Source organism: Actinokineospora terrae, from assembly GCF_900111175.1.
Lineage (GTDB): Bacteria > Actinomycetota > Actinomycetes > Mycobacteriales > Pseudonocardiaceae > Actinokineospora > Actinokineospora terrae.
In genome coordinates this window covers 276,810-302,580 of sequence record NZ_FOGI01000005.1, presented here as the reverse complement: position 1 = coordinate 302,580, position 25,771 = coordinate 276,810, and the positions used below count along the sequence as shown (strand labels likewise).

Sequence of the window (25,771 nt, the reverse complement as noted above, 5' to 3'; positions counted from 1 at the left end):
AGGTATCTTGACAGTCATGGACGACATGGACCTGCCGGGTCACCAGGGCACTATCACCGACCTGAGGCCGCACTGCGACTGCGGCTGGGTGGCCGACCGCCACTTCGCCACCCGCGACGAGGCCGTGGCGCACTGGTTGCGCGGCCACGCCCTGCCCGCCGTCGAGGCCGAGCCACCGGGGTGGCTGCTGGTCAAGTCGGACGTGCTGCGCGAGCAGGTGGAGGTGCTGATCAAGACCCGGCCCGACGTCGCGCTCAAGTTGCTCACCGAGATCGAGTCCTGGCACCGGCCGCTGACCCAGCGCGCCGTCGCCGCGGCCCGCACCGGCGGTGCGTCCTGGAACGAGGTGGGTCAGGCGCTAGGCGTCACCCGGCAGGCCGCGCACGAACGGTTCCGTGGTCTTAGCTGACTCCCACTCGCTGGCGAGCATCGCGTAGACAGCTTCATCGGCCCACCGACCGCGGACGTACTCGTTGCGCACAAAGTGGGCCTCTTTTCGCATACCCAGCCGTTCGAGTAACCGCGACGAGGCAGTGTTAGCGGCGTCGAGTCGCGCTACCACCCGGTGCATGTCGAGGTGGTCGAACGCGATGCGCACCAACTCTGCGGCAGCCTCCGTGGCGTAACCGTGGCCTGCGTGGTCCGGGTGGAAGATGTACCCGATCTCCGCTGTCCGGTTCTCCCTGCTCACCAGGAACAGGGTCAGATCGCCCACTAGGACCCCGGTCTCGGCCAACTCGACCGCTAGCACTACCCGGTCGCCATCGACGGACAGCGCCGTTAGCCCAATCCGCTCAGCCAGCGCCTTCTCGACCTCTTCGCGCGTCCGCGGCCCCCAGTAGAGGTACCTGGTCACGTCCTCGCGCGACTGGACGGCGTGCAGCGCGTCGAGGTCGTCGGCGGCGTAGCGGCGGAGAACGAGTCGGCGGGTCTTGATCGGAAACGCGGGGAGCGGCACCCCCTGGATCCTAGAGTGGGCGGGGTTTGTCGGCTTTCGAGTTTCCTGGGGGTACACCGGTGTCGACCGGTCCTACGCACGCGATGAGCGGGCTGGCCGCATGGGCCGCGGTCACCGCGCTGGCCGAGGGCCACAACCTCGGCAGCCTGTCGGCCAAGGGCTGGCTGGTCGGCGCGGTCCTGGCCACCGGCGCGGCGCTCTTACCCGACCTGGACCACCCCGAGTCGACCGTCTCCTCCACCTTCGGCCCGGTCACCCAGGCCGCCTCCAAGGTGTTCAACAGCATCAGCCACGGCGTCTACCGGCTGACCCGCACCAAGCGCGACTCCAACCGCGACGGCGGGCACCGCGGCCTCACCCACACCCTGGTGTTCGCGCTGGTCGCGACCGTGGTGACCACGGCGATCATCCAGACCAGCCGGTCGTGGGCGCTGCCGGTGCTGATGTTCTTCTTCAGCGGGCTCGCGGTGCGCGGGATCATGCACAAGTGGTGCCCGCGCAACGACGCGCTGTGGATCACCGGGTCCGCCCTGCTGCTCACCTACGCCTGCCTGAAGTGGACCGACCAGACCACTGCGGACGCGGCGGCCTGCGGGGTCGCGGTCGGCATCGGCTGCGTGGCGCACTACCTCGGCGACGCGATCACCGAGCAGGGCTGCCCGATCCTGTGGCCGGTGCCGATCGCCTGGAAGACCTGGTTCCCGGTCGCGCCGCCGAAGATCATGCGGATGCGCACCGGCGGCCGGGTGGAGATGACCCTGGTCGGCCCGGCGCTGACCGTGCTCGCGCTGTGGATGTCGGCGATCGCGCTGCACCGGACCGGGGTGCTGCCGATGCTCGACGGGATACCGCTGGCCCCCTGGTCGACCTGACCGACCCGATCGCCTGCGGTGAATCCGGCCGGACAATCGCCACCCGCGAATCCGTCCGGCGGTGACAAGTTGTTTCGGAGCTCGGCGGCGGCATTGCGTCGAACTGCGCGGCGGCTGTTGCACTCACCCTGCCCGCGCTCCAGGGCTGCGGTCCGCCGACCCCGCTGCCCAGCGGCCTCATCACCGGACCGGGCAACACCCTCAAGCCCCGCACCCCCGGCGACCCGGCCCCACCACCCCGCGCGGTTGGGGCCGGGCCTGCCTCACCCGGGATGCGTCCCCACGGCGTCCCGAATCCGCGCCCCCAACCGGTCGTCGACGGACCGGGCGCAGTGCGCGCAGCAGTAGAAGCGCCCCTCCACCTCGACCCCGTGCCCCAGGATCCGGCACGAGCAGTGCTCGCACACCGGCGCCAACTTCGTCGCCGCGCACTCGAAGCAGTCGAACGTGTAGACCTGCCCGCTGACGGTCCGCACCTCGAACGCCATCCAGTAGTCATTCCCGCAGGTGTCGCAGATCGCCATTCGGACTCCTCTCCTCCCCCGCACCCTGCGCCCCAGCCCGGTCGCGGGCAACCCGGAACCCCCGTCCTCGCCCCAACCCGCACGATCGAGTGGATGTCGCGGAGGCGAGTGGACCGATCCTGATACACCGAGCCGCCTACCGACGACCTAAACCATGGTCATCAGTCGAGGAGGGTTCGTTGACGGCGGTACGGGGTGGGCGAGTGCCCATGACAGCCACGTTCTTGTTGTTGGTCCTGCTGGCGTTCAGCGACGAGTTCCTGAGCGCGGTGGCGGACGCGACGCAGGTGCCCTACGCGATGGTGCACTGGACCCTCATCGTGATCGACACCTTGCTGCTCGTCCTGGTAGCGCAGTTCAAGCGCCGCTTTCGCCTGCGGGTCAACGGAGAGCCCGGGCGCGGGATCATGGCCTGGTGGTTGTTCGGCGCCACGCTGACGCTCACCACTGACGCGTTGGCGATCTGGGTGGTACCGCCACGAACGCTCTGGTTCGACCTGGTGTCCGCGCTCATCTACGCGCTTGGACTGGCGATGCTCGTCAGCACGACTATCGACACCAAGCCAATGCTGCTGGTGAGCGCCAAGACGCGTGAGGCGCTGGTTGACGAGTGGAGCCGCCTGCAGGCAGCCGTACCGCTGCTCGTTGGCACCACTGGCGCATACCTCGCCACGGTCTGGTGGGAGTACATGTTGCAACCAACCAGCGGTGTCGAACAGGAGTTCTTCGCACAGATGAGCCAGGTCATCCCTCTGCTGATCGTCGCGTTGGGACTAGAGGCCCGGTTCTACCATGACACTCTCAACGATCCCACGATCGCGATGTTCTCTCTCGCCATCCTCTGCTTCGGCGAGGTGTTTGCGCTCTCCGCACTCGTGCCGAACACCCGTGCCATCTACGACTGGCACAGCTACGTGGCGTTCTTGGTCACCGTGGAAGCCTGCTTCGTCGCCCTGGTGACGTTGGTGTGGGTGCTCGTGGTGCGAGACGGCGAGAGGCCCGCCGCAGTTCCTGGGGCTCCACCCGCGACGCCAGCCGTTCCACCCGCGCAACCGGCCAGAACAGGCTCGGCCACTGGCGCCGTTGTCGGGGCCGCTGTGGTCGCGGCCGCCGTCGTCGGTTGGGTGTTGCGGCGGCGGTGATCAGCCCTTGCGGGCTTGGGCGAAGTCGTCGATCTTGAGGGTGCCGTCCTGCTGGGTGAAGACGTAGATGTAGGGCTCTTGGGAGGCTTTGCCGTTCTTGCGGGTGAACTTGATCTGGGCGGCTACCCGGTTGCCCTCGGCCTTGGCCTCGACGAGTTCCACGGCGGTCAGGGTGTCGTAGAACTTGGTGAACTTGTCGTAGCCGCCGGACTTGTCGCGGGCCTTGTCGGTGAGCAGGTCCCAAGCGGCCTTCGTGTTCGCGGGCAGGAATGCGTAGTAGTTCCGCAGTGCGCCTTCCACTTCCGCTGGCGTCGGAGCGGCCGACGGTGGCGGAGGCGGGGTCGTCGTCGCAGTGGGGCGCGGCGGGGTGGTGGTCGTGCGGGGGGCGGTGCTGGTGGTAGTCGTGGGCGCCGCTGTCGTGGTGGTGGACAGGCCGCCGCTTGCCTGGGGGGAGTTCTTGGTGGTGAACAGGCTCGCGACCAGGATGCCGATGAGCGCCGCCGCGACGATGGCCAAGACCGTCAGCAGGACCGACCGGACGTCGTGCTTCTTCTTGCGCTCCGGGGCCGGGGGCTGGCGGACAGCGCCACCGGGGGGCGTGCGGGGGCCGTAGTTGCGCGGCGGCTGCTGTGGTTGGGGGACCGCGGGCTGGCGCATCGGGCCGGACGGGTTCGGCTCCGCGAACGGGTTGACGTCCAGGCGGGTTCCGCTGACCGGGGGCAGGGTCTGCGGGCGGGGCGCGGGGACGGTCCGCTGGTTCAGCATGGCCACGGCGGGCAGCGGCTTGCCCGCGGCGACCGCGGCGAGGGCTTCCTTCGCCGCCGTCATCGTCGGTCTTTCCTTCGGGTCGGCGCGCAGCAGCTGCATCAGGAGAGCCGTAAGAGGCCCTGCCTGGCGCGGGGGCGTCACCTTGCCTGCGGCGACCGCGTACAGCAGTGCGAGCGTGTTCTCCGATAGCCCGAACGGCGAATGTCCTTCTACCGCCGTATAGAGCGTCGAACCCAGCGAGAACACGTCCGCGGCAGGCGTAGGCGCCTCGCCCTTGGCGACCTCAGGCGCCAGGTAGGCCGGTGTACCCGCAAGCATGCCGGTGGCGGTAACCGTGATGTCGCCAGTGGCCCGGGAGATGCCGAAGTCGGTGATCTTGACAGTGCCGTCGTCGCCGAGCAGGACGTTGGCGGGCTTCACGTCGCGGTGCACGATCCCGGCCGCGTGCGCGGCGACCAGGGCGGCCGCGATCTGGGTGCCGATCCTGGCCGCCTCGACCGGCGGGAGCACCTCGCGCTCGGTGAGCGCCGTCGCCAGGCTCTTCGACGGCAGGTACTCCATGATCAGCCACGGCTCGTTGTCGTGCTCGGCCACGTCGTAGACGGTGATCGCGTTGGGGTGCGCGAGCCTGGCGGCGATCCGGCCCTCGCGCATGGCGCGCTGGCGGGCCTCCTCGGCCTGGTCGGCGCTGAGCCCCGGCTGGGAGAGCAGTTGCTTGACCGCGACGGTGCGGTGCAGCCGCTCGTCCTTGGCCTGCCAGACCACGCCCATGGCGCCGCTGCCGATGCGCGCGCCGAGCCGGTAGCGCCCGGCCACCAAGGTCTGCTCGCTGGTCATGTGCTGCCGCTCCTGGCTCACTGGGTAGTGGTCGGGGTCGCGCTCGAGTTGTTCGGGTCCTGGGTGGTCGTGGTGACCTGCGTGCTGGTGGTGGTCGGCACCGACGGGGTCGTCGTGGTGGTCGGCACCGACTGCGTGGTCGTGGTGGTCACCACCGTCGTCTGCCTCGGCTGGTTCGTGGTCGGCACGACGACCTTGGTCGTCGGGTCGACCTCGGGCTTGTCGTCGCTGGTGGTGGGCAGCACGACCGAGGGGGACGGGTTGTTGACGGTGTCGGGCTGGTTGGACGGCCCGACGCTGTTGTCCTTGTTGAGGATGAAGAACGTGCCGACGGCCAGGATCGCGGCCAGCCCGACCCCGGCGACCACGAGCGGCATCCGCGAGCGCGGCGGCAGCGGCGGCGGGGCGACCTTGGCCATCCCCTGCCTGCTCGGGGTGCGCCCGCCGACCGGGATCGGGGCGCCTGCGGCGATCAGCCTGGTGCGCGAGTCGGACGCGGTGGGCACCGGCGGCACGTCCGGGTCGTCGCCCCTGGCGACCGCCATCAGCATGTCGCGGGCCTTGGCCGCGCTCGGCCGCGCCTCGACGTCGGAGGCGAGCAGCGCCACCAGCACGTCGGTCAGCGGGCCGGACTGCGACGGCGGGTTGATCTTGCCGGAGGCGACCGCGTGCAGCAGGCCGAGGGTGTTCTCCGACAGGCCGAACGGCGGCTCGCCCTCGGTGGCCGCGTAGAGCGTCGAGCCGAGGGAGAACACGTCGGAGGCGGCCGAGGGGTCGCGGCCGATGGCGACCTCGGGGGCCAGGTACGCGGGGGTGCCCGCGATCAGGCCGGTCTTGGTGACGGTGACGTCGTCGGTGGCCCGGGAGATGCCGAAGTCGGTGATCTTCACCGAGCCGTCGTCGCCGAGCAGGATGTTGCCCGGCTTGATGTCGCGGTGCACGATCCCGGCCGCGTGCGCGGCGGCCAGCGCGGCGGCCACCTGGGCACCGATCGCGGCGACCTCGGCCGGGGCCAGCGGGCCGCGCTCGGTCAGCGCGATCGCCAGGCTCACCGACGGCAGGTACTCCATGATCAGGCAGGGCGCGCCGTCCTCGTCGGCCACGTCGAACACCGCGATCGCGTTCGGGTGGTGCAGGCGGGCGGCGATGCGGCCCTCGCGCTTGCACCTGGCCACCGCCTCCTCGGCCTCGTCGACCGGCAGGCCGGGGGGCAGCAGCAGCTTCTTGATCGCCACCGTGCGGTTGAGCCGCTCGTCGACGCCCTGCCAGACGACGCCCATGGCACCGCTGCCGATGCGTCGCTCCAGCCGGTAGCGCCCGGCGACCAGCCGGCCCTCGTCGCTCATCCCGACCGGAACCTCCCTCACCCGCGAAGCGCTTCGCGGGCTGTTCGTCAACGGCGCGGGTGCGCGCCACCGGAGCGCACCCCGGCACCGGCGTCACCGGTGCGGATCCGGGGTTGGCCGACCGGTCCAGGCTAGGCGTTCACGCAGCGCGCACGAACGCAGTCCCACCACCACGGGGGCGCCACCGGTGACCGCTACATACTGTCACAATCATCCCCGAACGGGGGCAACCACACCGGACCTCAGTCCTGCTGCGCGGAGACCAACTCGGCGTCGACGATGCGCTGCGGCACGGTCTTGGTGACCGTCAGTAGCTGCTGCACCCGCAGGTGGACACCGTCGCGCAGGTGGATCCGGATTACCGCGAGCACTCCGTCGCGCCGCTCCACCACGTCGAGCACCTCGATCCGGCTGACCTCGGTCCACGAACCGAGGAACTCGCCGAGCGTGGTGCCCAGCACGTCGCCCGCGATGAGCTCGAAGGCCGACCGCGGGTTGACCTCGATCAGCCGGTAGTACTCCAGCACCAGTTCGCGGCTGGAGGTGAGCGCCCGCTGGCCGCGCTCGGAGCGCGCCGGGTTGGTGTCCCCGGTGCCCCTGCGCTGGCCGGAGCCCGCCACCGGTGGGCGGCTGGTGGTGCTCGCCGGTGGGCTGATGCTGGCCGACGCCGCGCCGGTGGACTGGGACACCACCTGGGCGTCGACCTGCCCGTCACCGGCCACGACCCGGCCGAGTTGGTGCGGGAGCAATGCGCGCTCGCCGGTGATCTGGCTGCCCGCCACGGCCGAGCCGCGGCCGGAGTCGCGGTCACGGGCCACGACGGTCGCCGCGGCGACCGCGCCGCAGAGCGTGACCACGGCCACGCCGAGACCCGTGAGCTTGGCCAGCCGCGCGGTGCGCGAGGCCGGGTGGCCCGGTTCGCCGACCTCGTGCCCTGGCACCAACCGCACCGACTGGGTGTCCACCGTCGGGGTGAACGCCTCGGGGACGTCCACGGGGTCGGGGCCGGGCTCCGGCTGGCGCCGGATCAGGTCTGCGACGCGAACCGACCCGGAGCGCACCCGGCGCTTACCGGTCGTCGGACGATCCACTGCCGCTTTCCTCCGCCTGACTCGCTCGTCGGGGCAACTCGTACCGTGCTGCCGGGTGCTCACACCACTCTTTCTCGGCGCATCACCCGATCGAGGCGATAGGCGGCGACCAGATTCACTCGAAAAGAGCAGTGGTGACACACGGCTCCGACCGGAACCCGCTGGGTCGGGTGCGATCGGACCAACACCGGGGGCCGCGCGGTCCATCACCTCGGCCCCACCCCGCCCATCATGCCTGACCAGGCGCAAGAGGTGAACCACCCGCCCGCCACGGCTAGTCGGCCACCTTGTCGGCGGTGATGAGCGGGTCCTCGCCGTAGGAGAAGGTCAGCTCCCGCTCCTCGCTGACGACCGTGCCGTCCTTGCGGAAGACCTTGAGCACCGACCGGGTGCGTGCCCTGGTCGGGTCGATCACGATCCGCTCCACCTCGACCCGGCTCACCCCGGCGTAGCGGCGCTGGATCTGCTCCTGGCCCTGGCGGCGCAGGGAGCCGCTGGTCATCGCGTAGGCCGCGTCCGGGTCGGTGACCACGTGCCGGTAGTAGTCCTCGGTGCGGTCGCCCATCGTCTTCGGGTCGTTCGGCGGGACGACCAGCATCGGGGTGACCACGGTGCTGCGCGGTGCCGCGCTCGGCGGCTCGTCGGTCTCGAAGAACGGCCGGGGGGCGCTGGTCGACTGCACGAGCGCGGAGGACCCCGGCCCGCCCGCGGTGGGCGGCGCCTCGGTCGGCGGCGGGGCGAGCGGACCCGGCGCGGGCGAGTCCGCCGTCGTGGTCGTGGGCGCCGGGGACTCCCGCCGCTGGTCCGGGGTCGAGGTGAGGCCGGACGGCGCGTCGGTCAGCGGGCGGGGGAACTGGCTGGGCAACCCGGGCAGCGCCTCGATCACGTCCGGGCGGCGCGGGCCGGACATCAGCGTCGCCGCCGCGTAGGTCAGGCCGATCACCACCAGGATCGCCGAGGTCACCGCGAACCACGCCGCGTGCCGCCAGGAGCGGGGCGGGGTGACCGAGGCCGGGATGCTGCCGAGGTCGAACTTGGCCAGGCCGGTGGCGGGCCGGTCGACCCGGACCGTGGCGCCGATGACCGGGAGCACGTCGGTCTCGTCGGCGGCGCGGGCGGCGCTGCTGAGCGCGTGCGCCCCGGCCCCCCGCACCCGCCGCGCGCGGACCCCGTACGCCCGGTGCTTGCCCTGGCTGTCGTCGGCACCGTCAACGCTGTCGGCGCAATCGGTGTCGTCGGTGTCGTCCTTGGTGTCTCGGTAGAGCGCGTCGGTGTCGGGGGTGTCTTCGTCCTGGCCGTCACTGGGGGCCATCGTGCGTACGACTCCTCTTCGGCGTCTCAGCCGGTGTTGACGACCTGGAACTCCTCGGCAGGCCGCCCCTTGGGCAGGCCGTACCCGGCGGCGGTGTCGGTGAAGTGGGCGCGCGTCCGGGCCGCGGGCTCGGTGCCTGCACCGATCCGGGAGGCGTGGCAGCGCGGCGCGGGCATCCGGCGCTCGAAGGAGCCGGTGGTGTCGCGCAGGTGCTCGGGCGCGCCGAGCGCGCGGTGGTCCGGGTGGGCGGCGGGCACGTGGTCCCGGTTGATCTCGGGGGACCGGCCCGGCACGCGCTGCGGGCGGATGACCCTGGTCGGGTCGGGGCGCGGGGCGGTGGTGGCCTCGCCCCCGGCCGAGGTCCAGCTCGCGACGGTGCCCGCGGCGCCGGAGTCGGCGTCGTCGGGGGGCGCGCAGACCACCGTGGCCCGGCGCACGTCGTCGCGTGGGGTAGATCCGATCACGCGGAGAAGACTATGCGGTTACGCGCTGTTGTCTCGCCTGCGCCGACATCGCCCGACCCGCGCCACACGTTCGCGTGACGCGCGGGCCGGAAATGCGCGCTGGGTTCACCTATCGGTGCGGTAGCGCTCCATCGTGCGGGACAGTTCTTTGCCCGCGACCGCGCCGGAGCCCGCCGCGATCAGGATCGCCACCACGTCGAGGAACCCGCCGCCGCTGGTCAGCAACCAGGCGAGCGCGGCTCCCGCGGTGGTGATCCCGGCGACGGGCCACCTGCTGCGGACGTACGTGGCGACGGCGTTGCCGCTCGCCCCGCGTTTGCGCGCCGCCGAGTTCAGCAGCGCGAGGTACCCGACCAGGCCGAGTGCGGCGACCAGGGCGATGACGGCGACGAGGACCGCGATGAGATCCACCATGGTCCCAGTCTGCCCCACCCCCGCCGTGCGGAAATGGGGGATTCCCCCTAGTCCACCCCTGGTTCGGCCGGGTCAGCGGCCGAGCTTGCCCCGGCTGAGGTCCAGCAGGGCCAGCGCGAGCGTGCGACCGGCCGGGCCGAGCTCGCGGTAGCGGGCGAGCACGTCCATCTCGCGGTTGACCACGATCCGGGGGCCGCCAGCGGCCATCCGGGACGCGCCGATCGCCTTGGACACCTCGGCCCTGCGCTTGACCAGGCGCAGGATCTCCTGGTCGAGGAAATCGATCTCCTTGCGCAGCTCGGCCACTTCCTCCGGCGCGGGCAGTTCGACACTCGGCTTGGCTGATTCGGGCTTGTTCTCGGTGATCGGGCTCATCATCTTCCCTCGGTGATCTCTGGCACCAGGTCACGTTCCCGAGACAACGGAAGCCCCGGGTCCGGTGGACTCGGGGCTTCGCGGTGGTCTGCTGTGTGCGCCTACACCACTACGGGAGCCGGAGTCCGGTTCCCGTAGAAAAACTCGTAGCAGGTCAGCACCAGACGAGCATGGCACACGGCGGGCGCGGGGGTCGAGCGGTTGCGTGAATTCCCGAAGACGATCACGGGGCAGGCGGTGGCGGCGCCGGGGTGTCGGTGACCCCCGGTACCGTGGTCGCCACGATGGAAGCTCTCTTCGACCTCCCCGCCCCCGATCCCGGTCCGGCCCCCGCGCGCCCGGCCAGGGTGGCCGCGCTGATCGACGACCTCAACGACCAGCAGCGCCGCGCCGTCGAGCACGCCGGGACCCCGCTGCTGGTGGTGGCCGGTGCCGGTTCCGGCAAGACCAGGGTGCTCACCAGGCGCATCGCCTACCTGCTCGCCGAGCGGGACGTGCACCCCGGTCAGGTGATGGCGATCACCTTCACCAACAAGGCGGCCGCCGAGATGAAGGAGCGGGTGGCCGACCTGGTCGGCCGCCGGGCGAACGCCATGTGGGTGTCGACCTTCCACTCGATGTGCGTGCGGGTGCTGCGCCGCGAGGCCAAGTCGCTCGGGATGGGGTCGAGCTTCTCCATCTACGACGCCGACGACTCGCGGCGGCTGCTGACCCTGGTGGCCCGCGACCTCGACCTGGACCCGAAGCGGTACCCGGCGCGGACGCTGTCGGTGCACATCTCGAACCTGAAGAACGAACTGGTCGACGCCGAGACCGCGGCGCAGAACGCGGGCAACGACCTGGAGCGCCGGGTCGCCGAGGTGTACGCCGAGTACCAGCGCAGGCTCACGCAGGCCAACGCGATGGACTTCGACGACCTGATCATGCGGACGGTCGAGCTGCTGCAGGCCTTCCCGGACGTCGCCGAGTACTACCACCGCCGGTTCCGGTACGTGCTGGTCGACGAGTACCAGGACACCAACCACGCGCAGTACACGTTGGTGCGGGAGCTGGTCGGCAAGGGCAACGACGGGCTGCCACCGGCAGAGCTGTGCGTGGTCGGTGACGCAGACCAGTCCATCTACGCCTTCCGCGGCGCCACGATCCGCAACATCGTCGAGTTCGAGCGGGACTACCCGAACGCGACGACTGTCCTATTGGAACAGAACTACCGCTCCACGCAGAACATCCTCACGGCGGCGAACGCGGTCATCTCGCGCAACCCGAACCGGCGGGACAAGCGGCTGTGGACGGCCATGGGCGACGGCGAGAAGATCGTCGCCTACGTCGGCGACAACGAGCACGACGAGGCCAACTTCGTCGCCAACGAGATCGACCGGCTGGTCGACTCCGGCGCGGCGAACAACAGCGACGTCGCGGTGTTCTACCGCACCAACAACCAGTCCCGGGTGTTCGAGGAGATCTTCATCCGGCTCGGGCTGCCGTACCGGGTGGTCGGCGGCGTGCGGTTCTACGAGCGCAGGGAGATCCGCGACGCGCTGGCGTACCTGCGGGTGCTGGCCAACCCGGACGACACGGTCAGCCTGCGCCGGGTGCTCAACGTGCCCAAGCGCGGCATCGGCGACCGGGCCGAGGCCTGCGTGTCCGCCTACGCCGACCGCGAGCGGGTCTCCTTCGCCGCGGCGCTGCGCGCGGCCACCGAGGGCAAGGTGCCGCTGCTCAACCCGCGCTCGCAGCGGGCGATCTCCGGGTTCGTCGAGCTGGTGGACGGCCTGCGCCGGTTCGTCGACGACGGCCAGGACGTGGCCGAGGTGCTCGACGCGGTGCTGGAGCAGACCGGGTACCGGGCCGAGCTCGAGGCCAGCGACGACCCGCAGGACGCGTCCCGGCTGGAGAACCTCAACGAGCTGATCACCGTCGCCAGGGAGTTCACCGAGGCGCCCGAGGTGATGGCGCCCGACGACGCGCCCGAGGGCATCGAGCCGGTCGAGCAGACCGGACCGGCCGCCGGGTCGCTCGCGGCGTTCCTCGAACGGGTGTCGCTGGTGGCCGACGCGGACTCCATCCCGGACGCGGAGGACACCGGCGGGGTGGTCACGCTGATGACCCTGCACACCGCGAAGGGCCTGGAGTACCCGGTCGTGTTCTCCACCGGCTGGGAGGACGGGATCTTCCCGCACATGCGCGCGCTGAGCGACCCGGTCGAACTGGCCGAGGAGCGCAGGCTCGCCTACGTCGGCATCACCCGCGCCCGCGAGCGGCTGTACCTGTCGCGGGCCATCGTCCGCTCGGCCTGGGGCCAGCCGATGACCAACCCGGCCTCCCGCTTCTTCGACGAGATCCCCCCCGACCTCCTCGACTGGCGCCGCCTCGGCCCGGAGCGCTCGATGCCCACCAGGGCCACCACCTGGGGCAGCCGCTCCAGTGAGTCGGTCCAGGCCAGCAGGCAGCGCTCCTCCCCGACCCGGGGCTGGCAGGACGCCCCCTCCCTGTCGCTGTCGGTCGGCGACCGCGTCAACCACGACAAGTACGGCCTGGGCACGGTCATCGCCTCCGAGGGCCAGGGCGCCCGTGCCACCGCCACCATCGACTTCGGCACCTCCGGCACCATCCGCCTGATGCTCATCGGCGGCGTCCCCATGGTGAAGCTCTAGCCGGGACTGGTCTTCGGCGGACCCCGGCCTGCGGGCCGGGGTCTTTCTGGCTCGGGTCTTCCGGCGTTTCCGCAGCTCCCTGGCTTGGTCTGGCTGGGGCATCGCCCTGGCCTCGCGCCGCGCTCCCGCGCCGAGTTCACCCGGTTCAGCGACAGAAGTTATCCACATGTGGATCTTCGGCGGGCTGTTTCAAGATCGTCTGTCGGTGGGTGCCGATAGACTGGCACTGGGACGCCCCCCGGTGTGGGTGGGGGCTGGGCAGGGTCGGGACCGCGTGCGCGCGAAGCAGTTGCGGTGGGGGAATCTGCGGCTGGTGGGAGCACCTGCGGCCGGTTGGGTTGCCTGTTGTCGACTGGGACGACTTGGGCGGATGGGTTGTCGGGCGCGTGGGTGGGCGCCGGGCCGGGGACCTGGTGGAGTGGCGGTCCTGGGGCTGGGTCAGTCGAGGGCCTGGTAGGCGGAGGTCAGGAAGTCGGAGTAGATCTTGGGGCCTGCTGGGGAGGTCCAGGCCTGTTGGGTGAGCAGGATGGTGACGAGGTCCTCGGTCGGGTCCACCTGGCCGGAGGTGCCCAGGCCGCCTTCCCAGCCGTAGCGGCCGGGGGTTTTGTGGAGGTCGTCGCGGGTGGTGACGATGCTGACGCCGAAGCCCCAGGTCGAGGTGTCGAAGAAGCCGTCGACCAGGCCGCCGCCCGCTTTCTGGGCGCTGGTCAGCTGGTCCGAGGACAGGGTCAGCACGGACGGGCGGGAGAGCACCGGGGCGCCGCCGCGGCGGAGCATGGTCAGGAAGGCGCGGTAGTCGGCGGCGGTGCTGACGAGGCCGCCCGCGCCGGAGTGGAAGGCGGGCGGGGTGCTCCACTGGCCGCCCTCGGCCGGGTCGTAGACGGCGCGGTCGCCACTGTCCGTGGTCGTGTACGCGGTGGCCAGCCGGGCGATCCTGTCCGGTGCGACGTGGAAGCCGGTGTCGGGCATGCCGAGCGGGGTGAAGATCCGTTCGGCGAGGAACGCGCCCAGCTCCTGCCCGGTCGCGCGTTCGATGAGGACACCCAGAACGTCATAAGCCGTGTCATACCACCACCTCTCGCCGGGGTGGCTGAGCAGCGGGAGTGTCCCGAGTAGCCGGACGACCTCGTTTGAGTCCGGTGTGGACGCCGGGTTCGGCGGTCCCGGTTCGAACCCGGCCGCGGCGATGGCGGCCTGGACGGGGTGGGTGCCGGGCGCCGCCATGAGCACGCCGTGGCCGAAAGTGCTGGTGAGCAGGTGACGCAGGGTGATGGGGCGGCGGGCCGGGACGGTGTCGTCGACCGGGCTGTCGAGCGAGCGCAGCACCCGCGGCGCCGCCAACTCCGGGATGAGCTCGCCGATCGGGTCGTCGAGCCGCAGCACGCACTCCTCGACCAGCACCAGCGCGGCGACGGTCGTCACGGGCTTGGTCATCGACGAGATGCGGAAGATCGTGTCGGCACCGGCCGGGAGGTCGCCCAGGACGCTCACGTGGGCTTCGCCGCGGTGGTCGAGCAGCGAGACGACCCCGGGCACGGCCCCGCTGTCGACGTGGCGCGCCATGACGTCCCGGTGCCGGGTCAGCCTCACCTGGTCCATGGCCGCCAACCTAGCCGCGGCCCCGGAATTGTCGTACCCCTGCGGTTCACTTCTCCCATGGCCATCACCGCGGTTGAAACGTCGGATGGGAACACGGTCGGGTGAAAAAGGGTTTCGTCGGACGCAGGAGGGGGCATTCTGCTAATGGACGGTGAGCAGCAGCGCACGGTGACGGCCGAGCGCCACAACTGAACAGCGCCGAGCAAGACGCCACGCCAGCCGCGGTGGTCATGCCCCGTCGGTCGATACCGGACCGAGGGCGACGAGCAGCGGTTCGGGTTGCTGAGCAGCCTGACCAATTACAGCGCGATCCCGCGCGAGGCCAGCCACGGGGTGGGGTTCATCTTGCGCCCGTCCGTGTCCCAGATCTCGAAGTGCAGGTGCGGGCCGGTGGACTGACCGCGGTTGCCGATGTGCGCGATCAGCTGACCGGCCTTGACCTTCTGGCCCTCGCGCACGACGTAGTCGTTGACGTGGCCGTAGACCGAGATGGTGCCGTCAGCGTGCTGCACGCGGACCCAGAGGCCGAAGCCGCTCGCGGTGCCCGCCTCGATCACGACGCCGTCCGCGACGGACAGGATCGGGGTGCCGATGCGGTTGGCGATGTCCACGCCGTAGTGGGTGACGCCCCAGCGGGCGCCGAAGCCGGAGGTGAAGGTGCCCACGGCCGGGCGGACGTACTTGGGCCGGGCCGCCTCGTCCTGCTGCGCCTTGAGCGCGGCGGCGCGCTCGGCCTTGGCCTGGGTGAGCCGCTCGGTGGTGGCCATCTTCTGGGCCTCGAGCGTGCCGTCGGCCTGACTGGCCAGCGCGAGCAGCTCGGGAGCGGCGGGGGCGTCCCCGCCCATGCCCATCGAGGCGGAGGCCTGGCGGACGCCCGCGACCGGGACGATCTCGTCGGCGGCGGCACCGGTGCTGCCACCGTCGCCGGAGACGGCGTGGATCGTCTGCCCGGCGGCAGCGGCGGCGAAGGCGCCGACCGCGACAGCGGCGACGACCACGCGACCGCGCAGGGCGGATGACGGTGGGGCGATCCGGTGAGCACCCTTCGCGCGGCGGGCGCCGCGGTCGAGCGCTTCGTCGAGCGTGGCGAACTCGTGTTCGCCACCGGTGGAGCGATGTCGGGACAAGACCTAGCCTTCCGCCTTCGGGGAGTTCGATCGCGTCGACACCTGCTCGCCGGGGAGACGGGCGTTGGTGCGGGGCGTACCGGGCGGGGGACCCGGCTGAGGAGGTTTTCCGACTGGATTCCTCCCCGGCCCTATTCGTGACCGGACTGTGACAACGGACCCGGGGACAGTAACGGGGCGGCAGCGCCGCAGGCAACATCGGTCACCCGGATCTCATCGGACGCCCTACGGGCAGACCGCGACACCCAGCGGTAATTACGCAAAGTTAACCCGAAGTCACACCCTTAGTGTGAGCTGCGTCTCCGTTCAATCGGCCATCCGGGTGGCAACCCGTTTTCCGGCCGCCCCCTCGACCGGTCGCCCCAGGTCACGGCCGGTGACACCGCGCAGCGGCAGCCCCGCGTTCACCCACATGCGCTCCTCCAGCCCCACGGAGGCCAGCGGTGGCGCTCACTAATTCTGTGTACGCACCGCACACGCCGAGACAGGCGGCAGAGCGGACAAAAAGGACAGCACCGCCGCGGGCCCGGCAGCACGCTGGGCCGCGCCGGAACGATCTGCTTGCTAGCGTTGCCCGCGATGACTCTGCGGATCACCACCCCGCCCGCCGCCGACTCGGCCGCCGACGCCAGCCCTGGTCCCCGGATCGGGTGGGCGGAGAGCCCGTCCCGGCTGCGGCTCGCCTTCGCGGTGGCCGCGGCGGGTGCGGTGGCCCAGGTCGCGGGCCCCCTTATCGGCCTGGTCGACGCTTCCCCGGCCGCGGCGTTCGCCTCCATCCCGCTGCTGGTCCTGCTGGCGGTGCTGCCGCCGGTGGTGGCGACGGCGCTCGCGGTCGCGGGCAGGCCGATCGTGGCGGCCGGGGTGCTGGTCGGCGCGGCACTGCTGACCCCGGGCCGGTTCCTCGGCGACCTCCAGTTCCTCCTCGACCCGCTGGTCGTGTCCCGCCCGGAGGTGATGGTCCCGACGAGCCTCGCCCCGCTGCGGGCGGGCGCCGGGCTCTGGGTCCTGCTCGTCGGCCACCTGCTGGTGATCGCGGCCGGGCTGATGGCGGCCAACCGCGCGGGCGCGCCCTACGGGACCCCTTACGCCGCCGAGCTCGACGACGAGGTGCGGCAGCGTTCCGCGCCCCTGGGTCTGGTGGCCGGGGTCGTGGCCGCGTTCGGGCTCCAACTGCCCCCGTTCACCTCGGGCAACGCCTTCCTGCTGGCCGAGGGCCTGATCGACAGCCCGTGGCTGCTCCGGTTCGCCCTGCTCGCCGCGGGCGCCGGTGTGGTCGCGGCCGCCCTGGTCGGTGCCGGGTCGCGGCCGTCGGTCGCGCGCGGGGTGAGCGTCGGGGCGGCGCTGGGCGTGCTCGCGATCACCGCTCCGCAGATCGCCGCCGGGCTGTGGGTGGCCCTGCTCGACGCGGCGCCGGGGCCGTACGTGGCCCTGCTGGCCGCAGCGGGACTGGCGGTGTCCTTGTGGGTGACCACCCGGGCGCACGGCCGGTCGGAGCCGGTCCGGATCGCGGGCGTGCTCGGTCTCCTCGCGGGGCTGGCGGGCATCGCGGCGGGCACCACCACCGTGATCGCGGTCAACGGCGTGGCCCAGGAGACCTACTCGAACCGGCTGTTCCTGCCCGCGGGCATCCTCGTCGCCGCGTTGGCCCTACCTCTTCTCTTCAGCAAGACAGCGACCGCGCTGCGACCGGCCTTCGCCGCCGCGCTCGCCGCCATCCCGCTCGCGGGCATGTCCACATTGGACGCGGTGGTGACCGCGACCGCGGTGGACGCCACGGTCGGCACCGGCGCGGCGGTCTGGTTCACCGCGGCAGCAGGCGCGCTCGCCGCGGCCGCCGCCGTGGTCGCGCTGGTCGCGGGCAACGCCGAACGCGGTGAGGTCGAGGAGCGGCCGCTCGACCTGGTGCTGGTCGCCCCGCTCGCGGTCGCCGGACTGCTCGCCATCGGCGCGTTCGGGCTGCCCGTGGTCAAGGCGACCGGCCTGGTCCCGCCGGGCATCTGGACCGAGTTCCGGCTGGCCTCGCTCGGCCTGCTGCTCGCCGCGCTCACCGTCGTGGTCGCGGTGGCGCTGACCCCGCTGTCGCGGCCGCACCGGGCGGGCGCGCTGCTGCTCGGGTGCGCGGGCCTGGTCGGCGTGCGCGTCCTGGAGTACCCGCTGACCGCCGCGCGCGCGGCCGGGTCGGTGCCCGGTCCTGGCCTGTGGCTCTCGCTGGCCTGCACGGCGGCACTGGTCGTCGCCGGGTTGATGGTGCTGAGCCGCCGGTGAGGATCGTGCTGGTCAGCGACAACAGCGCCATAGTCACCTCTATCGCGACGCAGCTAAGAGACCACGGCGTCGAGGTCATCTACCTGGTCGACACAGACCCAACTGGGCTGGTGCGCACGGCAGTGCAAGAGGACGCCGACGCGATCGCGGCACCGGCCGCTCTAGGAGCGATCACCGCCCTGTTGGCGGAGAATGGTGCCGCCGACATCGCCGTGGTCGGCGTGGACTCGATCGTGTCCTGGGTGGTCGACACGGCCGGTGAGTGACGTCACCACCGGTCGTGACGGACCTCACCGGATGCGAAGTGTCAAGCCCCATCCCACGTCGCTAGGGTTCCCGTGTCGTGGCGGCAGCGCGAAGCCAGGCAAGCCTGTCGCCCCTAAGCAGCAGCACGTCGACACCGTAAGTCAGGAGACTGTCGAGTGGACCTGTACGAGTACCAGGCGAAGGATCTCTTCGCCGCCCACGGGGTCCCGGTCCTGCCGGGCGACGTGGCAAGCACCCCCGAGGAAGCACACGCGATCGCGCAGCGCCTCGGGCAGACCGTCGTCATCAAGGCGCAGGTGAAGACCGGCGGCCGCGGCAAGGCGGGCGGGGTCAAGCTCGCCGACGACGCCGATGGCGCCAAGGAGAAGGCCGAGGCGATCCTCGGGCTCGACATCAAGGGCCACATCACCCGCAAGGTGCTGGTGACCGTCGCCTCCGACATCGCCGAGGAGTACTACTTCTCGTTCCTGCTCGACCGCGCCAACCGCACCTTCCTGGCGATGGCCTCGGCCGAGGGCGGCATGGAGATCGAGCAGCTCGCGGTCGAGCGCCCGGACGCGCTGGCCAAGGTGCCGGTGGACGCCATCAAGGGCGTCGACCTGGACACCGCGCGCGACATCGCGACCCAGGCGAAGATCCCGGCCGAGGTGCTCGAGCAGGCCGCCGAGGTCATCGTCAAGCTGTGGGAGACCTTCGTCAGCGAGGACGCCACGCTGGTCGAGGTCAACCCGCTGGTGCGCGACCCGCAGGACAAGGTCATCGCCCTCGACGGCAAGGTGACCCTGGACGAGAACGCGTCCTTCCGCCAGCCCGGCCACGCCGAGCTGGTCGACAAGGAGGCGGAGGACCCGCTGGAGGCCGCGGCCAAGGCCAAGGACCTCAACTACGTCAAGCTCGACGGCCAGGTCGGCATCATCGGCAACGGCGCGGGCCTGGTCATGTCCACCCTGGACGTCGTCGCGTACGCCGGTGAGAAGCACAAGGGCGTCAAGCCGGCGAACTTCCTCGACATCGGTGGCGGCGCCTCGGCCGAGGTGATGGCCAACGGGCTGCACATCATCCTGAACGACCCGGACGTGAAGTCGGTGTTCGTCAACGTCTTCGGCGGCATCACCGCCTGCGACGCGGTCGCCAACGGCATCGTCGCGGCGCTGCAGATCCTGGGCGACGAGGCCACCAAGCCGCTGGTCGTGCGCCTGGACGGCAACAACGTCGACGAGGGTCGGCGGATCCTGGCGGAGGCCAACCACCCGTTGGTGACCGTCGTGGACACGATGGACAACGCTGCCGACAAGGCTGCCGAGCTCGCGGCTGCGGGGGTCTGATCATGGCTATCTTCCTGACCGAGAACAGCAAGGTCATCGTCCAGGGCATCACCGGCTCCGAGGGCACCAAGCACACCGCGCGGATGCTCAAGTCCGGCACCAACGTCGTCGGCGGGGTGAACCCGCGCAAGGCGGGCACCAAGGTCGAGATCGAGGGCCAGTCGCTGCCGGTGTTCGCCACCGTCGCCGAGGCGATCGCCGAGACCGGCGCGGACGTGTCGGTCATCTTCGTGCCGCCGAAGTTCGCCAAGGACGCCGTCCTGGAGGCGATCGACGCCGAGATCGGCCTCGCGGTCGTCATCACCGAGGGCATCCCGGTGCACGACTCCGCCTACTTCTGGGCGCACGCGGTCGCCACCGGGCACAAGACCCGGATCATCGGCCCGAACTGCCCCGGCCTGATCAGCCCCGGGAAGTCCAACGCGGGCATCATCCCGGCGGACATCACCGGCCCCGGCAAGATCGGCCTGGTGTCCAAGTCGGGCACGCTGACCTACCAGATGATGTACGAGCTGCGCGACATCGGCTTCTCGTCGGCGGTCGGCATCGGCGGCGACCCGATCATCGGCACCACCCACATCGACGCGCTCGCCGCGTTCGAGGCCGACCCCGAGACCGAGCTGATCGTGATGATCGGCGAGATCGGTGGCGACGCCGAGGAGCGGGCCGCGGCCTACATCAAGGAGAACGTGACCAAGCCGGTCGTCGGCTACGTCGCGGGCTTCACCGCCCCCGAGGGCAAGACGATGGGCCACGCCGGCGCCATCGTCTCCGGCTCGGCGGGCACCGCGCAGGCGAAGAAGGAGGCCCTCGAGGCCGCCGGGGTCAAGGTCGGCAAGACGCCGTCGGAGACCGCCGCCCTCGCCAGGGAGTTGTTCACCGCGCGCGGTTAGTCCGCCGCGGTGGGTCGTGGGGCCGGGCGCTGGTAGCGTCCGGCCCCACCTCGTTTCACCTGTTCGGGAACCGGCACCGACCGGCCGACGTCGAACGGGCCGGGATGGGCTAGCGTTTTCGCTGGCTCTGATGTTTCTTCGTCGCTGAGGAGAGCACGCGATGACCTACCCAGGTGCGCCGGGCGGATACCCGGGGCCGGGACAACCGCAGCCCCAGCCGCAGCCGGGCTTCGGACCGCCGCCGGTCGGCAGCAGGTTCACCCTGGCGCAGACGCTGAACCTGGTCGTCATCGGGCTCGGCGCGCTGAACCTGTTCCTCGGGTTCGCGCCAGTCGCGGCCTCGATCAGCTTCTACGAGGGCGGCCTTGGCTGGGTGCCGGGGCTGCTGTTCGTCGGCGCCCTGCTGGCCCTGCCCGCGGTGCTGCCCGGGGACAAGAAGGTCGGTGTCCAGTCGGTCGCCGTCGTGCTCGGCGCGGCGCTGGCCTACCTGTTCACCGTGTTCGCCAGCAGCGGTGAGCTGAAGGCGGGCGGCATCATGGTGCTGATCTTCGGCCTGGTGCAGGCGCTGCTCTCGGTCGGCGCGTTCCTCTACGAGGCCGAGCTGCTCAAGCCGCCCGCGCCGCGCCAGCACCACGGCCACTTCGGCCAGCCGGGCGGGTACAACCCGAACCCGCCGTCCGGGCAGTTCCAGCAGCCCTACGGCCAGCCGCCGGTGCAGCAGCAGCCACCGCAGCAGCAGCAGCCGGGCGGGCAGACCACCTTCGCCCCGCAGCAGGGCCAGTTCGGCCAGCCGCCGCACGCGCCGGGCACGCCGCCCGGCGGGTACCCGCAGCAGGGCTGACACACCTCTTCGCCGGACGGGCGGGGTGGCACGGGGAACCGGCCGCCCCGCCCGTTCCGCGTTCCCGGGTCACACCGGCGCTCACCGGATGGGGTCACGGCGGCGTGCCTGACCCGATCGGAGCAACCCGGATGTCAGAGTTGGCGGCATGCCGCACACCGACCTGCTGGAGGCCGAGGACGAGGACCGGGTCGAACTCCCCCGGTCGCTGCGGGTCCGGGTGCTCGCGGTCGCGGCGGTGGGACCGCTGCTCACCGGGTACGCCGCGGTGGCCGCGGTGTTGGCGCTGGTCACCGCGATCGCGCCGCGGGCGCTGTTCACCACCTCCGGGGTGTTGGCGGCGGCGGTGCCCGGCTGGCTCGGCGCGCACCAGGTGCCGGTGCGGATCGAGGGCCACGAACTGGGCGCGTTGCCCCTGCTGCCCACGCTGCTGGTGTTGGTGCTGGCGTGGCGGACGGCGGCGGCAGCGGCGGACCGGTTGTCGGTCGAGACGCCTCGTGAGGCCGGTCAGGTCGTAGGGGCCATCGTCGGCGCGCATGCTGTGGCGGGGTTGTCGTTGGCGTTGTTGTGTTCCGATGGCACGGTCACGATCGATCCGTTGGCGGGGTTGTACTACCCGGCGCTCTTGTCCGGTATCGCTGCTGTGGCAGGTGTGTTGCCGCGCGCGGGGTTGTCGCACATGTTGTCCGACCGGATGGACGCGATAGCGCTTAGAGGTCTCCGGGCCGGTTTGCTCGCCGTGGCGGCGTTGTTGGCGTCTGGCGCGGTTGTCCTGACTCTGGCGTTGGCACTGTCTTTCCCGACCGTGAAACAACTGTTCGCGGTCGAGGGCATCGGCGGCGGCATCGGCATGTTGTTGCTGTCGTTGGGTTACCTGCCGAACGCGGTGGTAGCGGCTACGGCGTTCTCGGCGGGGCCTGGGTTCTCGCTCGGCTCGGTCGTCGTGTCGCCGGTGGACTTCCACGGTGGCGCCGTCCCGCCGCTGCCGCTGCTCGGCGCCCTGCCGGAGCACGGGCAGGCGTGGTGGCTGCTGCTGTTCGCGTTCCCCGCCGCGGTGGGCACGCTGGTCGGCTGGGTGCTGCGGGAGGTCGACGAGTCGCCCGCGGTGCGGGTGCGGGCGGTGGTGGTCGCCTCGGTCGTGGTGGCGATGGCGTTCGCGGTGCTCGGCGGCGCGGCCGGTGGCGCGCTCGGCGGTGGCCCGTTCCACCCGCTCGACCTGCGGGCGGCGTGGCTGTCGGTGGCGCTGGTGGCCTGGGTCGCGCTGCCCGGCGCGGTGGTCGCCTGGACCGCGGGGCCGCAGCCGGTCCGCGCGGAACCGGTGCCGGACGAGGACTCCGACCTCGACGACACCGTGGAGTCTTCGGAGTCTTCGGAGTCCGAGGACCCCGAAGCCGAGCCGGACGACGCCGAGGACGCCGACGGACTCGAGACCGCTGACGGCGAGTCGGCGGAGGTCGAGGACGTGGCGGACCCCGACACCGACCCGACCGGCCCCGATCCCGACCCGGCTGACGACGGCGAGGACCGGGGCGGCGCCGAGGAGCCCGTGGCGAGCGCGGACACCGGGGACGAGCAGGCATCGGGGCGCTGACCAAGATCGACTGCGCACGGCTTACGCTGGGCACACCCCGTTCCGGCCGTCGCAGGAGACCACGCTTGAGCGTTCACCACCCGCCCACCGCGCCTGCCAGGGTCGTCGTCCTGGTCTCCGGTTCCGGCACCCTGTTGCAGGCCCTGCTCGACGAGTGCGCGCGCCCCGGGTACCCGGCCGCCGTCGTCGCCGTGGGCGCTGACCGCACCCGCATCGAAGGGCTGGCCAGGGCCGAGCGCGCGGGGATCGCGACGTTCACCGTGCGCACCCGCGACCACGCGGACCGCGACGCGTGGGACACCGCGCTGACCGAGGCGGTCGCGGCGCACGAGCCGGACCTGGTGGTGTCGGCGGGCTTCATGAAGATCCTGGGGTCGGCGTTCCTGGCCCGCTTCGGCGGCCGGATGATCAACACGCACCCCGCGCTGCTGCCCTCGTTCCCCGGCGCGCACCCGGTGCGCGACGCCATCGAGCACGGCGTGCTGGTCACCGGGGCGACCGTGCACCTGGTCGACGGCGGCGTGGACACCGGGCCGATCATCAGCCAGGAGCCGGTGCCGGTCGAGGTGGGCGACGACGAGGCGGCCCTGCACGAACGCATCAAGGCGGTGGAGCGGCGGTTGCTGGTCGACGTGGTCGCCAGGATGACCGCAGAGGGCTACACCGTGGACGGACGAAAGGTGAGCATCCCGTGACCGTTACCGAGGTCGAGCGGCGGCCGATCCGCCGCGCGCTGATCGGCGTGTCGGACAAGACCGGCCTGCTGGAGTTGGCGACCGGCCTGCACGCGGCCGGGGTGGAGATCGTCTCCACCGGGGGCACCGCGAAGACCATCGCCGACGCCGGGGTCCCGGTGACGCCGGTGGAGGAGGTCACCGGGTTCCCCGAGTCGCTGGGCGGCCGGGTCAAGACACTGCACCCGAGGGTGCACGCCGGGCTGCTGGCCGACATGCGCGACCCCGCGCACGTCGCGCAGCTCGACCAGCTGGAGATCGCGCCGTTCGACCTGCTGGTGGTCAACCTGTACCCGTTCGTCAAGACGGTCGCCTCGGGCGCGTCGCCGGAGGAGTGCGTCGAGCAGATCGACATCGGCGGACCCGCGATGGTGCGCGCGGCGGCGAAGAACCACGCCAGCGTCGCCGTCGTCGTCGACCCCTCGCGCTACTCGTGGCTATTGGAGCAGGTCGGCGCGGGTGGCTTCACCTTGCCCGACAGGCAGTCCCTCGCCGCGGCGGCGTACCGGCACACAGCGTCCTACGACGTCGCGGTGGCCTCGTGGATCGGCAGCACGCTCGCGCCGGACGACGAGGGTTCCGGCTTCCCCGGGTGGGTTGGCGCTACCTGGCAGCGCAAGAACGTGCTGCGGTACGGGGAGAACCCGCACCAGAGCGCCGCGCTGTACGTGCAGGGTGACGGTTCGTCCGGGTTGGCGACGGCGACGCAGCTGCACGGCAAGGAGATGTCCTACAACAACTACGTCGACGCTGACGCTGCCTGGCGCGCGGCGCACGACCACGCCGCGGCGTGCGTGGCGATCATCAAGCACGCCAACCCGTGTGGCATCGCGGTGTCCGACGTGGACATCGCCGAGGCGCACCGCAACGCGCACGCCTGCGACCCGACCAGCGCGTTCGGCGGCGTGATCGCCAGCAACCGCGAGGTCAGCCTGGCGATGGCCGAGCAGGTCGCGGAGATCTTCACCGAGGTGGTCGTCGCCCCCGCCTACGCCGACGGCGCGGTGGAGGTGCTGACCCGCAAGAAGAACATCCGGGTGCTGCTCGCCGAGCCGCCGCGCAGGCTGGGCGCCGAGCTGCGGCCGGTGTCGGGCGGGCTGCTCGTGCAGACCATCGACACCATCGAGGCCGAGGGCGACGAGCCCGCCAAGTGGACGCTGGCGACCGGGCCCGCGGTGGACGACGCCACCCTGGCCGACCTGGCCTTCGCCTGGCGGGCCGTGCGGGCGGTGAAGTCCAACGCGATCCTGATCGCCAAGGGCGGCGCGACCGTGGGCGCGGGCATGGGCCAGGTCAACCGGGTGGACGCGGCCAAGCTGGCGGTGGCCAGGGCCGGGGACCGCACGGTGGGCGCGGTCGCCGCGTCCGACGCGTTCTTCCCGTTCCCGGACGGCCTGGAGGTCCTGGTCGAGGCCGGGGTCAAGGCGATCGTGCAGCCGGGTGGCTCGGTGCGGGACGCGGAGGTCCTCGCGGCCGCCGAGGCGGCCGGGGTGTCGGTGTACCTGACCGGGACCAGGCACTTCGCGCACTGACGCTGTGGTGGGGGCGGGGATGTGCCCGCCCCCACGGTCAGCCCTGGAGGATGCGGCGGGTCTGGCGGCCGGTGGCGACGAGTTCGCCCGCGCGGTTCCACACCTCGCTGGCATCGACGCACCAGCCCGCGCTCGCGTGTTCGGTGTGGATGCGCGCGAACGCCCACTCGTTGGCGTCGAAGGTGTGCGCCGCCTCGGTGAAGTGCACGGCCAGTTCGACCGTGGGGATCGGCACCGGGGTCGTGCGTGTGGCATAGAGCGCGGGAGCGAGTACGTCCAGCAGTACCGTCGCCGCTGACTCGGGTCGAGCGGGCGGGGCGACGAGACGGACCCAAGAGGTCAGGACAGGACTGTCACCGCCGCTGAGCGGAACGCCGCCTACCGGCCGGAACTCGATGTGCTGCGCGAACGGCACAAGACCCGGCGGCAGCGTGAACGGCGCCAAGGTGTCGACATCAGGGACATCCGGCAGTGAGATGGCCGGACTGCCTGGCCCGTTGTCCCCGCCGCCGAAGGTAGCCGTGGCGAGCAGGGCGAGCTTCTCGCCTGCTTGCAGGCGCGCGATGACGGTCGAGCTGCTGCGGCCTGCCTTGACGAGGTCTGCCGATACGTGAACCTCGTCGGACCGCACTGCCGACAGGAACGACACGTGCACGGCTCGGGCCGGTAGCCCCGAGACCAGCCTCCCCGCGTGGTCGAGCGCTATGCCCGCCAAGAGGCCGCCGTGGGCACCGGTCCACGAGCGCCAACTCTCGTCGACGCGTTCGACATCGGCCAGGACGCTCATGGCGGCACACCTCGTGGTCAGTGGTTTTACGCAACCGACCATAGTGCGAGGTA

The 25,771-nt window shown here is 71.5% G+C and carries 24 protein-coding genes; 12 read left to right on the top strand and 12 right to left on the bottom strand.

All coding sequences use genetic code 11. The annotated features are described in order from the left end of the window. Positions 1-16: 16 nt before the first annotated feature. On the top strand, positions 17-409 hold the full coding sequence (locus BMY07_RS12900) for a hypothetical protein (protein ID WP_092777900.1): 393 nt from the start codon (positions 17-19) through the stop codon (positions 407-409). On the opposite strand, the gene BMY07_RS12895 is transcribed toward BMY07_RS12900, so the two are convergent. Continuing rightward, positions 359-958, bottom strand: coding sequence for a GNAT family N-acetyltransferase (locus tag BMY07_RS12895; RefSeq protein WP_092777898.1), 600 nt, complete (start codon positions 956-958; stop codon positions 359-361). The genes BMY07_RS12900 and BMY07_RS12895 overlap by 51 nt on opposite strands. 59 nt (positions 959-1,017) lie before the next feature. Here BMY07_RS12895 and BMY07_RS12890 point away from each other — a divergent pair, with 59 nt between their 5' ends. Next, positions 1,018-1,830, top strand: coding sequence for a metal-dependent hydrolase (locus BMY07_RS12890; protein WP_177215559.1), 813 nt, complete (start codon positions 1,018-1,020; stop codon positions 1,828-1,830). Between the two features lie 263 nt (positions 1,831-2,093). Here the strand turns inward: BMY07_RS12890 and BMY07_RS12885 are convergent, their stop codons facing one another. Continuing rightward, the gene (locus BMY07_RS12885; RefSeq protein ID WP_092777894.1) at positions 2,094-2,354 is read right to left on the bottom strand and encodes a Prokaryotic metallothionein; all 261 of its coding nucleotides are present in this window, start codon (positions 2,352-2,354) and stop codon (positions 2,094-2,096) included. Between the two features lie 209 nt (positions 2,355-2,563). Here BMY07_RS12885 and BMY07_RS12880 point away from each other — a divergent pair, with 209 nt between their 5' ends. Further along, entirely contained in the window at positions 2,564-3,496 is a 933-nt protein-coding gene (locus BMY07_RS12880) for a hypothetical protein (protein ID WP_143073456.1), read from the top strand. Here the strand turns inward: BMY07_RS12880 and BMY07_RS12875 are convergent, their stop codons facing one another. The 7 genes from BMY07_RS12875 to BMY07_RS12845 form a co-directional block, all read right to left on the bottom strand. Next, positions 3,497-5,101: a serine/threonine-protein kinase gene (locus tag BMY07_RS12875; RefSeq protein ID WP_092777890.1), complete on the bottom strand. Its 1,605-nt coding sequence runs from the start codon at positions 5,099-5,101 to the stop codon at positions 3,497-3,499. Between the two features lie 17 nt (positions 5,102-5,118). Then, a complete protein-coding gene (locus BMY07_RS12870; RefSeq protein WP_092777888.1) occupies positions 5,119-6,447 on the bottom strand; it encodes a serine/threonine-protein kinase in 1,329 nt (442 codons plus the stop codon). Positions 6,448-6,689: 242 nt separating this feature from the next. Beyond that, the gene (locus BMY07_RS12865) at positions 6,690-7,538 is read right to left on the bottom strand and encodes a hypothetical protein (RefSeq protein ID WP_143073455.1); all 849 of its coding nucleotides are present in this window, start codon (positions 7,536-7,538) and stop codon (positions 6,690-6,692) included. A 274-nt stretch (positions 7,539-7,812) separates the two neighbouring features. Continuing rightward, complete coding sequence (locus BMY07_RS12860; RefSeq protein ID WP_092777884.1) at positions 7,813-8,850, bottom strand: hypothetical protein; 1,038 nt, start codon at positions 8,848-8,850, stop codon at positions 7,813-7,815. Positions 8,851-8,876: 26 nt separating this feature from the next. Beyond that, positions 8,877-9,314 (bottom strand): hypothetical protein, encoded by a 438-nt coding sequence (locus BMY07_RS34300; protein ID WP_177215558.1) that lies wholly within the window; start codon positions 9,312-9,314, stop codon positions 8,877-8,879. Positions 9,315-9,419: 105 nt separating this feature from the next. After that, positions 9,420-9,728 (bottom strand): hypothetical protein, encoded by a 309-nt coding sequence (locus tag BMY07_RS12850; RefSeq protein WP_092777880.1) that lies wholly within the window; start codon positions 9,726-9,728, stop codon positions 9,420-9,422. Between the two features lie 72 nt (positions 9,729-9,800). Beyond that, on the bottom strand, positions 9,801-10,103 hold the full coding sequence (locus BMY07_RS12845; RefSeq protein WP_092777878.1) for a chorismate mutase: 303 nt from the start codon (positions 10,101-10,103) through the stop codon (positions 9,801-9,803). 284 nt (positions 10,104-10,387) lie between these two features. Between BMY07_RS12845 and pcrA the strand changes: the two genes are divergently transcribed. Continuing rightward, entirely contained in the window at positions 10,388-12,757 is a 2,370-nt protein-coding gene (gene pcrA / locus BMY07_RS12840) for a DNA helicase PcrA (RefSeq protein WP_092778339.1), read from the top strand. 438 nt (positions 12,758-13,195) lie between these two features. Here the strand turns inward: pcrA and BMY07_RS12835 are convergent, their stop codons facing one another. Both BMY07_RS12835 and BMY07_RS12830 read right to left on the bottom strand, forming a co-directional pair. Then, the gene (locus tag BMY07_RS12835) at positions 13,196-14,356 is read right to left on the bottom strand and encodes a serine hydrolase domain-containing protein (protein ID WP_092777876.1); all 1,161 of its coding nucleotides are present in this window, start codon (positions 14,354-14,356) and stop codon (positions 13,196-13,198) included. Positions 14,357-14,655: 299 nt separating this feature from the next. After that, a complete protein-coding gene (locus BMY07_RS12830; protein WP_177215557.1) occupies positions 14,656-15,483 on the bottom strand; it encodes a M23 family metallopeptidase in 828 nt (275 codons plus the stop codon). 579 nt (positions 15,484-16,062) lie between these two features. On the opposite strand from BMY07_RS12830, the gene BMY07_RS12825 reads away from it, so the two are divergent. The 8 genes from BMY07_RS12825 (at position 16,063) to purH (ending at position 24,931) form a co-directional block, all read left to right on the top strand. Next, positions 16,063-17,748 (top strand): hypothetical protein, encoded by a 1,686-nt coding sequence (locus BMY07_RS12825; RefSeq protein ID WP_092777874.1) that lies wholly within the window; start codon positions 16,063-16,065, stop codon positions 17,746-17,748. Further along, positions 17,745-18,014 carry a hypothetical protein gene (locus BMY07_RS12820; protein ID WP_092777872.1) on the top strand — a complete coding sequence of 90 codons (270 nt, stop codon included), beginning with the start codon at positions 17,745-17,747 and terminating at the stop codon, positions 18,012-18,014. The genes BMY07_RS12825 and BMY07_RS12820 overlap by 4 nt, the downstream gene beginning before the upstream one ends. Before the next feature lie 156 nt (positions 18,015-18,170). Beyond that, positions 18,171-19,340 carry an ADP-forming succinate--CoA ligase subunit beta gene (gene sucC / locus BMY07_RS12815; protein WP_092777870.1) on the top strand — a complete coding sequence of 390 codons (1,170 nt, stop codon included), beginning with the start codon at positions 18,171-18,173 and terminating at the stop codon, positions 19,338-19,340. Between the two features lie 2 nt (positions 19,341-19,342). Then, positions 19,343-20,233, top strand: coding sequence for a succinate--CoA ligase subunit alpha (sucD, locus tag BMY07_RS12810; RefSeq protein WP_092777868.1), 891 nt, complete (start codon positions 19,343-19,345; stop codon positions 20,231-20,233). Positions 20,234-20,393: 160 nt separating this feature from the next. Continuing rightward, positions 20,394-21,074 (top strand): DUF5336 domain-containing protein, encoded by a 681-nt coding sequence (locus BMY07_RS12805; protein ID WP_092777866.1) that lies wholly within the window; start codon positions 20,394-20,396, stop codon positions 21,072-21,074. A 148-nt stretch (positions 21,075-21,222) separates the two neighbouring features. Then, positions 21,223-22,665, top strand: a complete 1,443-nt coding sequence (locus BMY07_RS12800; RefSeq protein ID WP_092777864.1) for a cell division protein PerM — start codon at positions 21,223-21,225, stop codon at positions 22,663-22,665. Between the two features lie 65 nt (positions 22,666-22,730). Further along, positions 22,731-23,360 (top strand): phosphoribosylglycinamide formyltransferase, encoded by a 630-nt coding sequence (purN, locus tag BMY07_RS12795; RefSeq protein ID WP_092777862.1) that lies wholly within the window; start codon positions 22,731-22,733, stop codon positions 23,358-23,360. Next, the gene (gene purH / locus BMY07_RS12790) at positions 23,357-24,931 is read left to right on the top strand and encodes a bifunctional phosphoribosylaminoimidazolecarboxamide formyltransferase/IMP cyclohydrolase (RefSeq protein WP_092777860.1); all 1,575 of its coding nucleotides are present in this window, start codon (positions 23,357-23,359) and stop codon (positions 24,929-24,931) included. Before purN ends, purH begins: the two co-directional genes overlap by 4 nt. A gap of 37 nt (positions 24,932-24,968) precedes the next feature. On the opposite strand, the gene BMY07_RS12785 is transcribed toward purH, so the two are convergent. Next, positions 24,969-25,718, bottom strand: a complete 750-nt coding sequence (locus BMY07_RS12785; protein WP_177215556.1) for an acyl-CoA thioesterase — start codon at positions 25,716-25,718, stop codon at positions 24,969-24,971. Positions 25,719-25,771 lie beyond the last annotated feature (53 nt).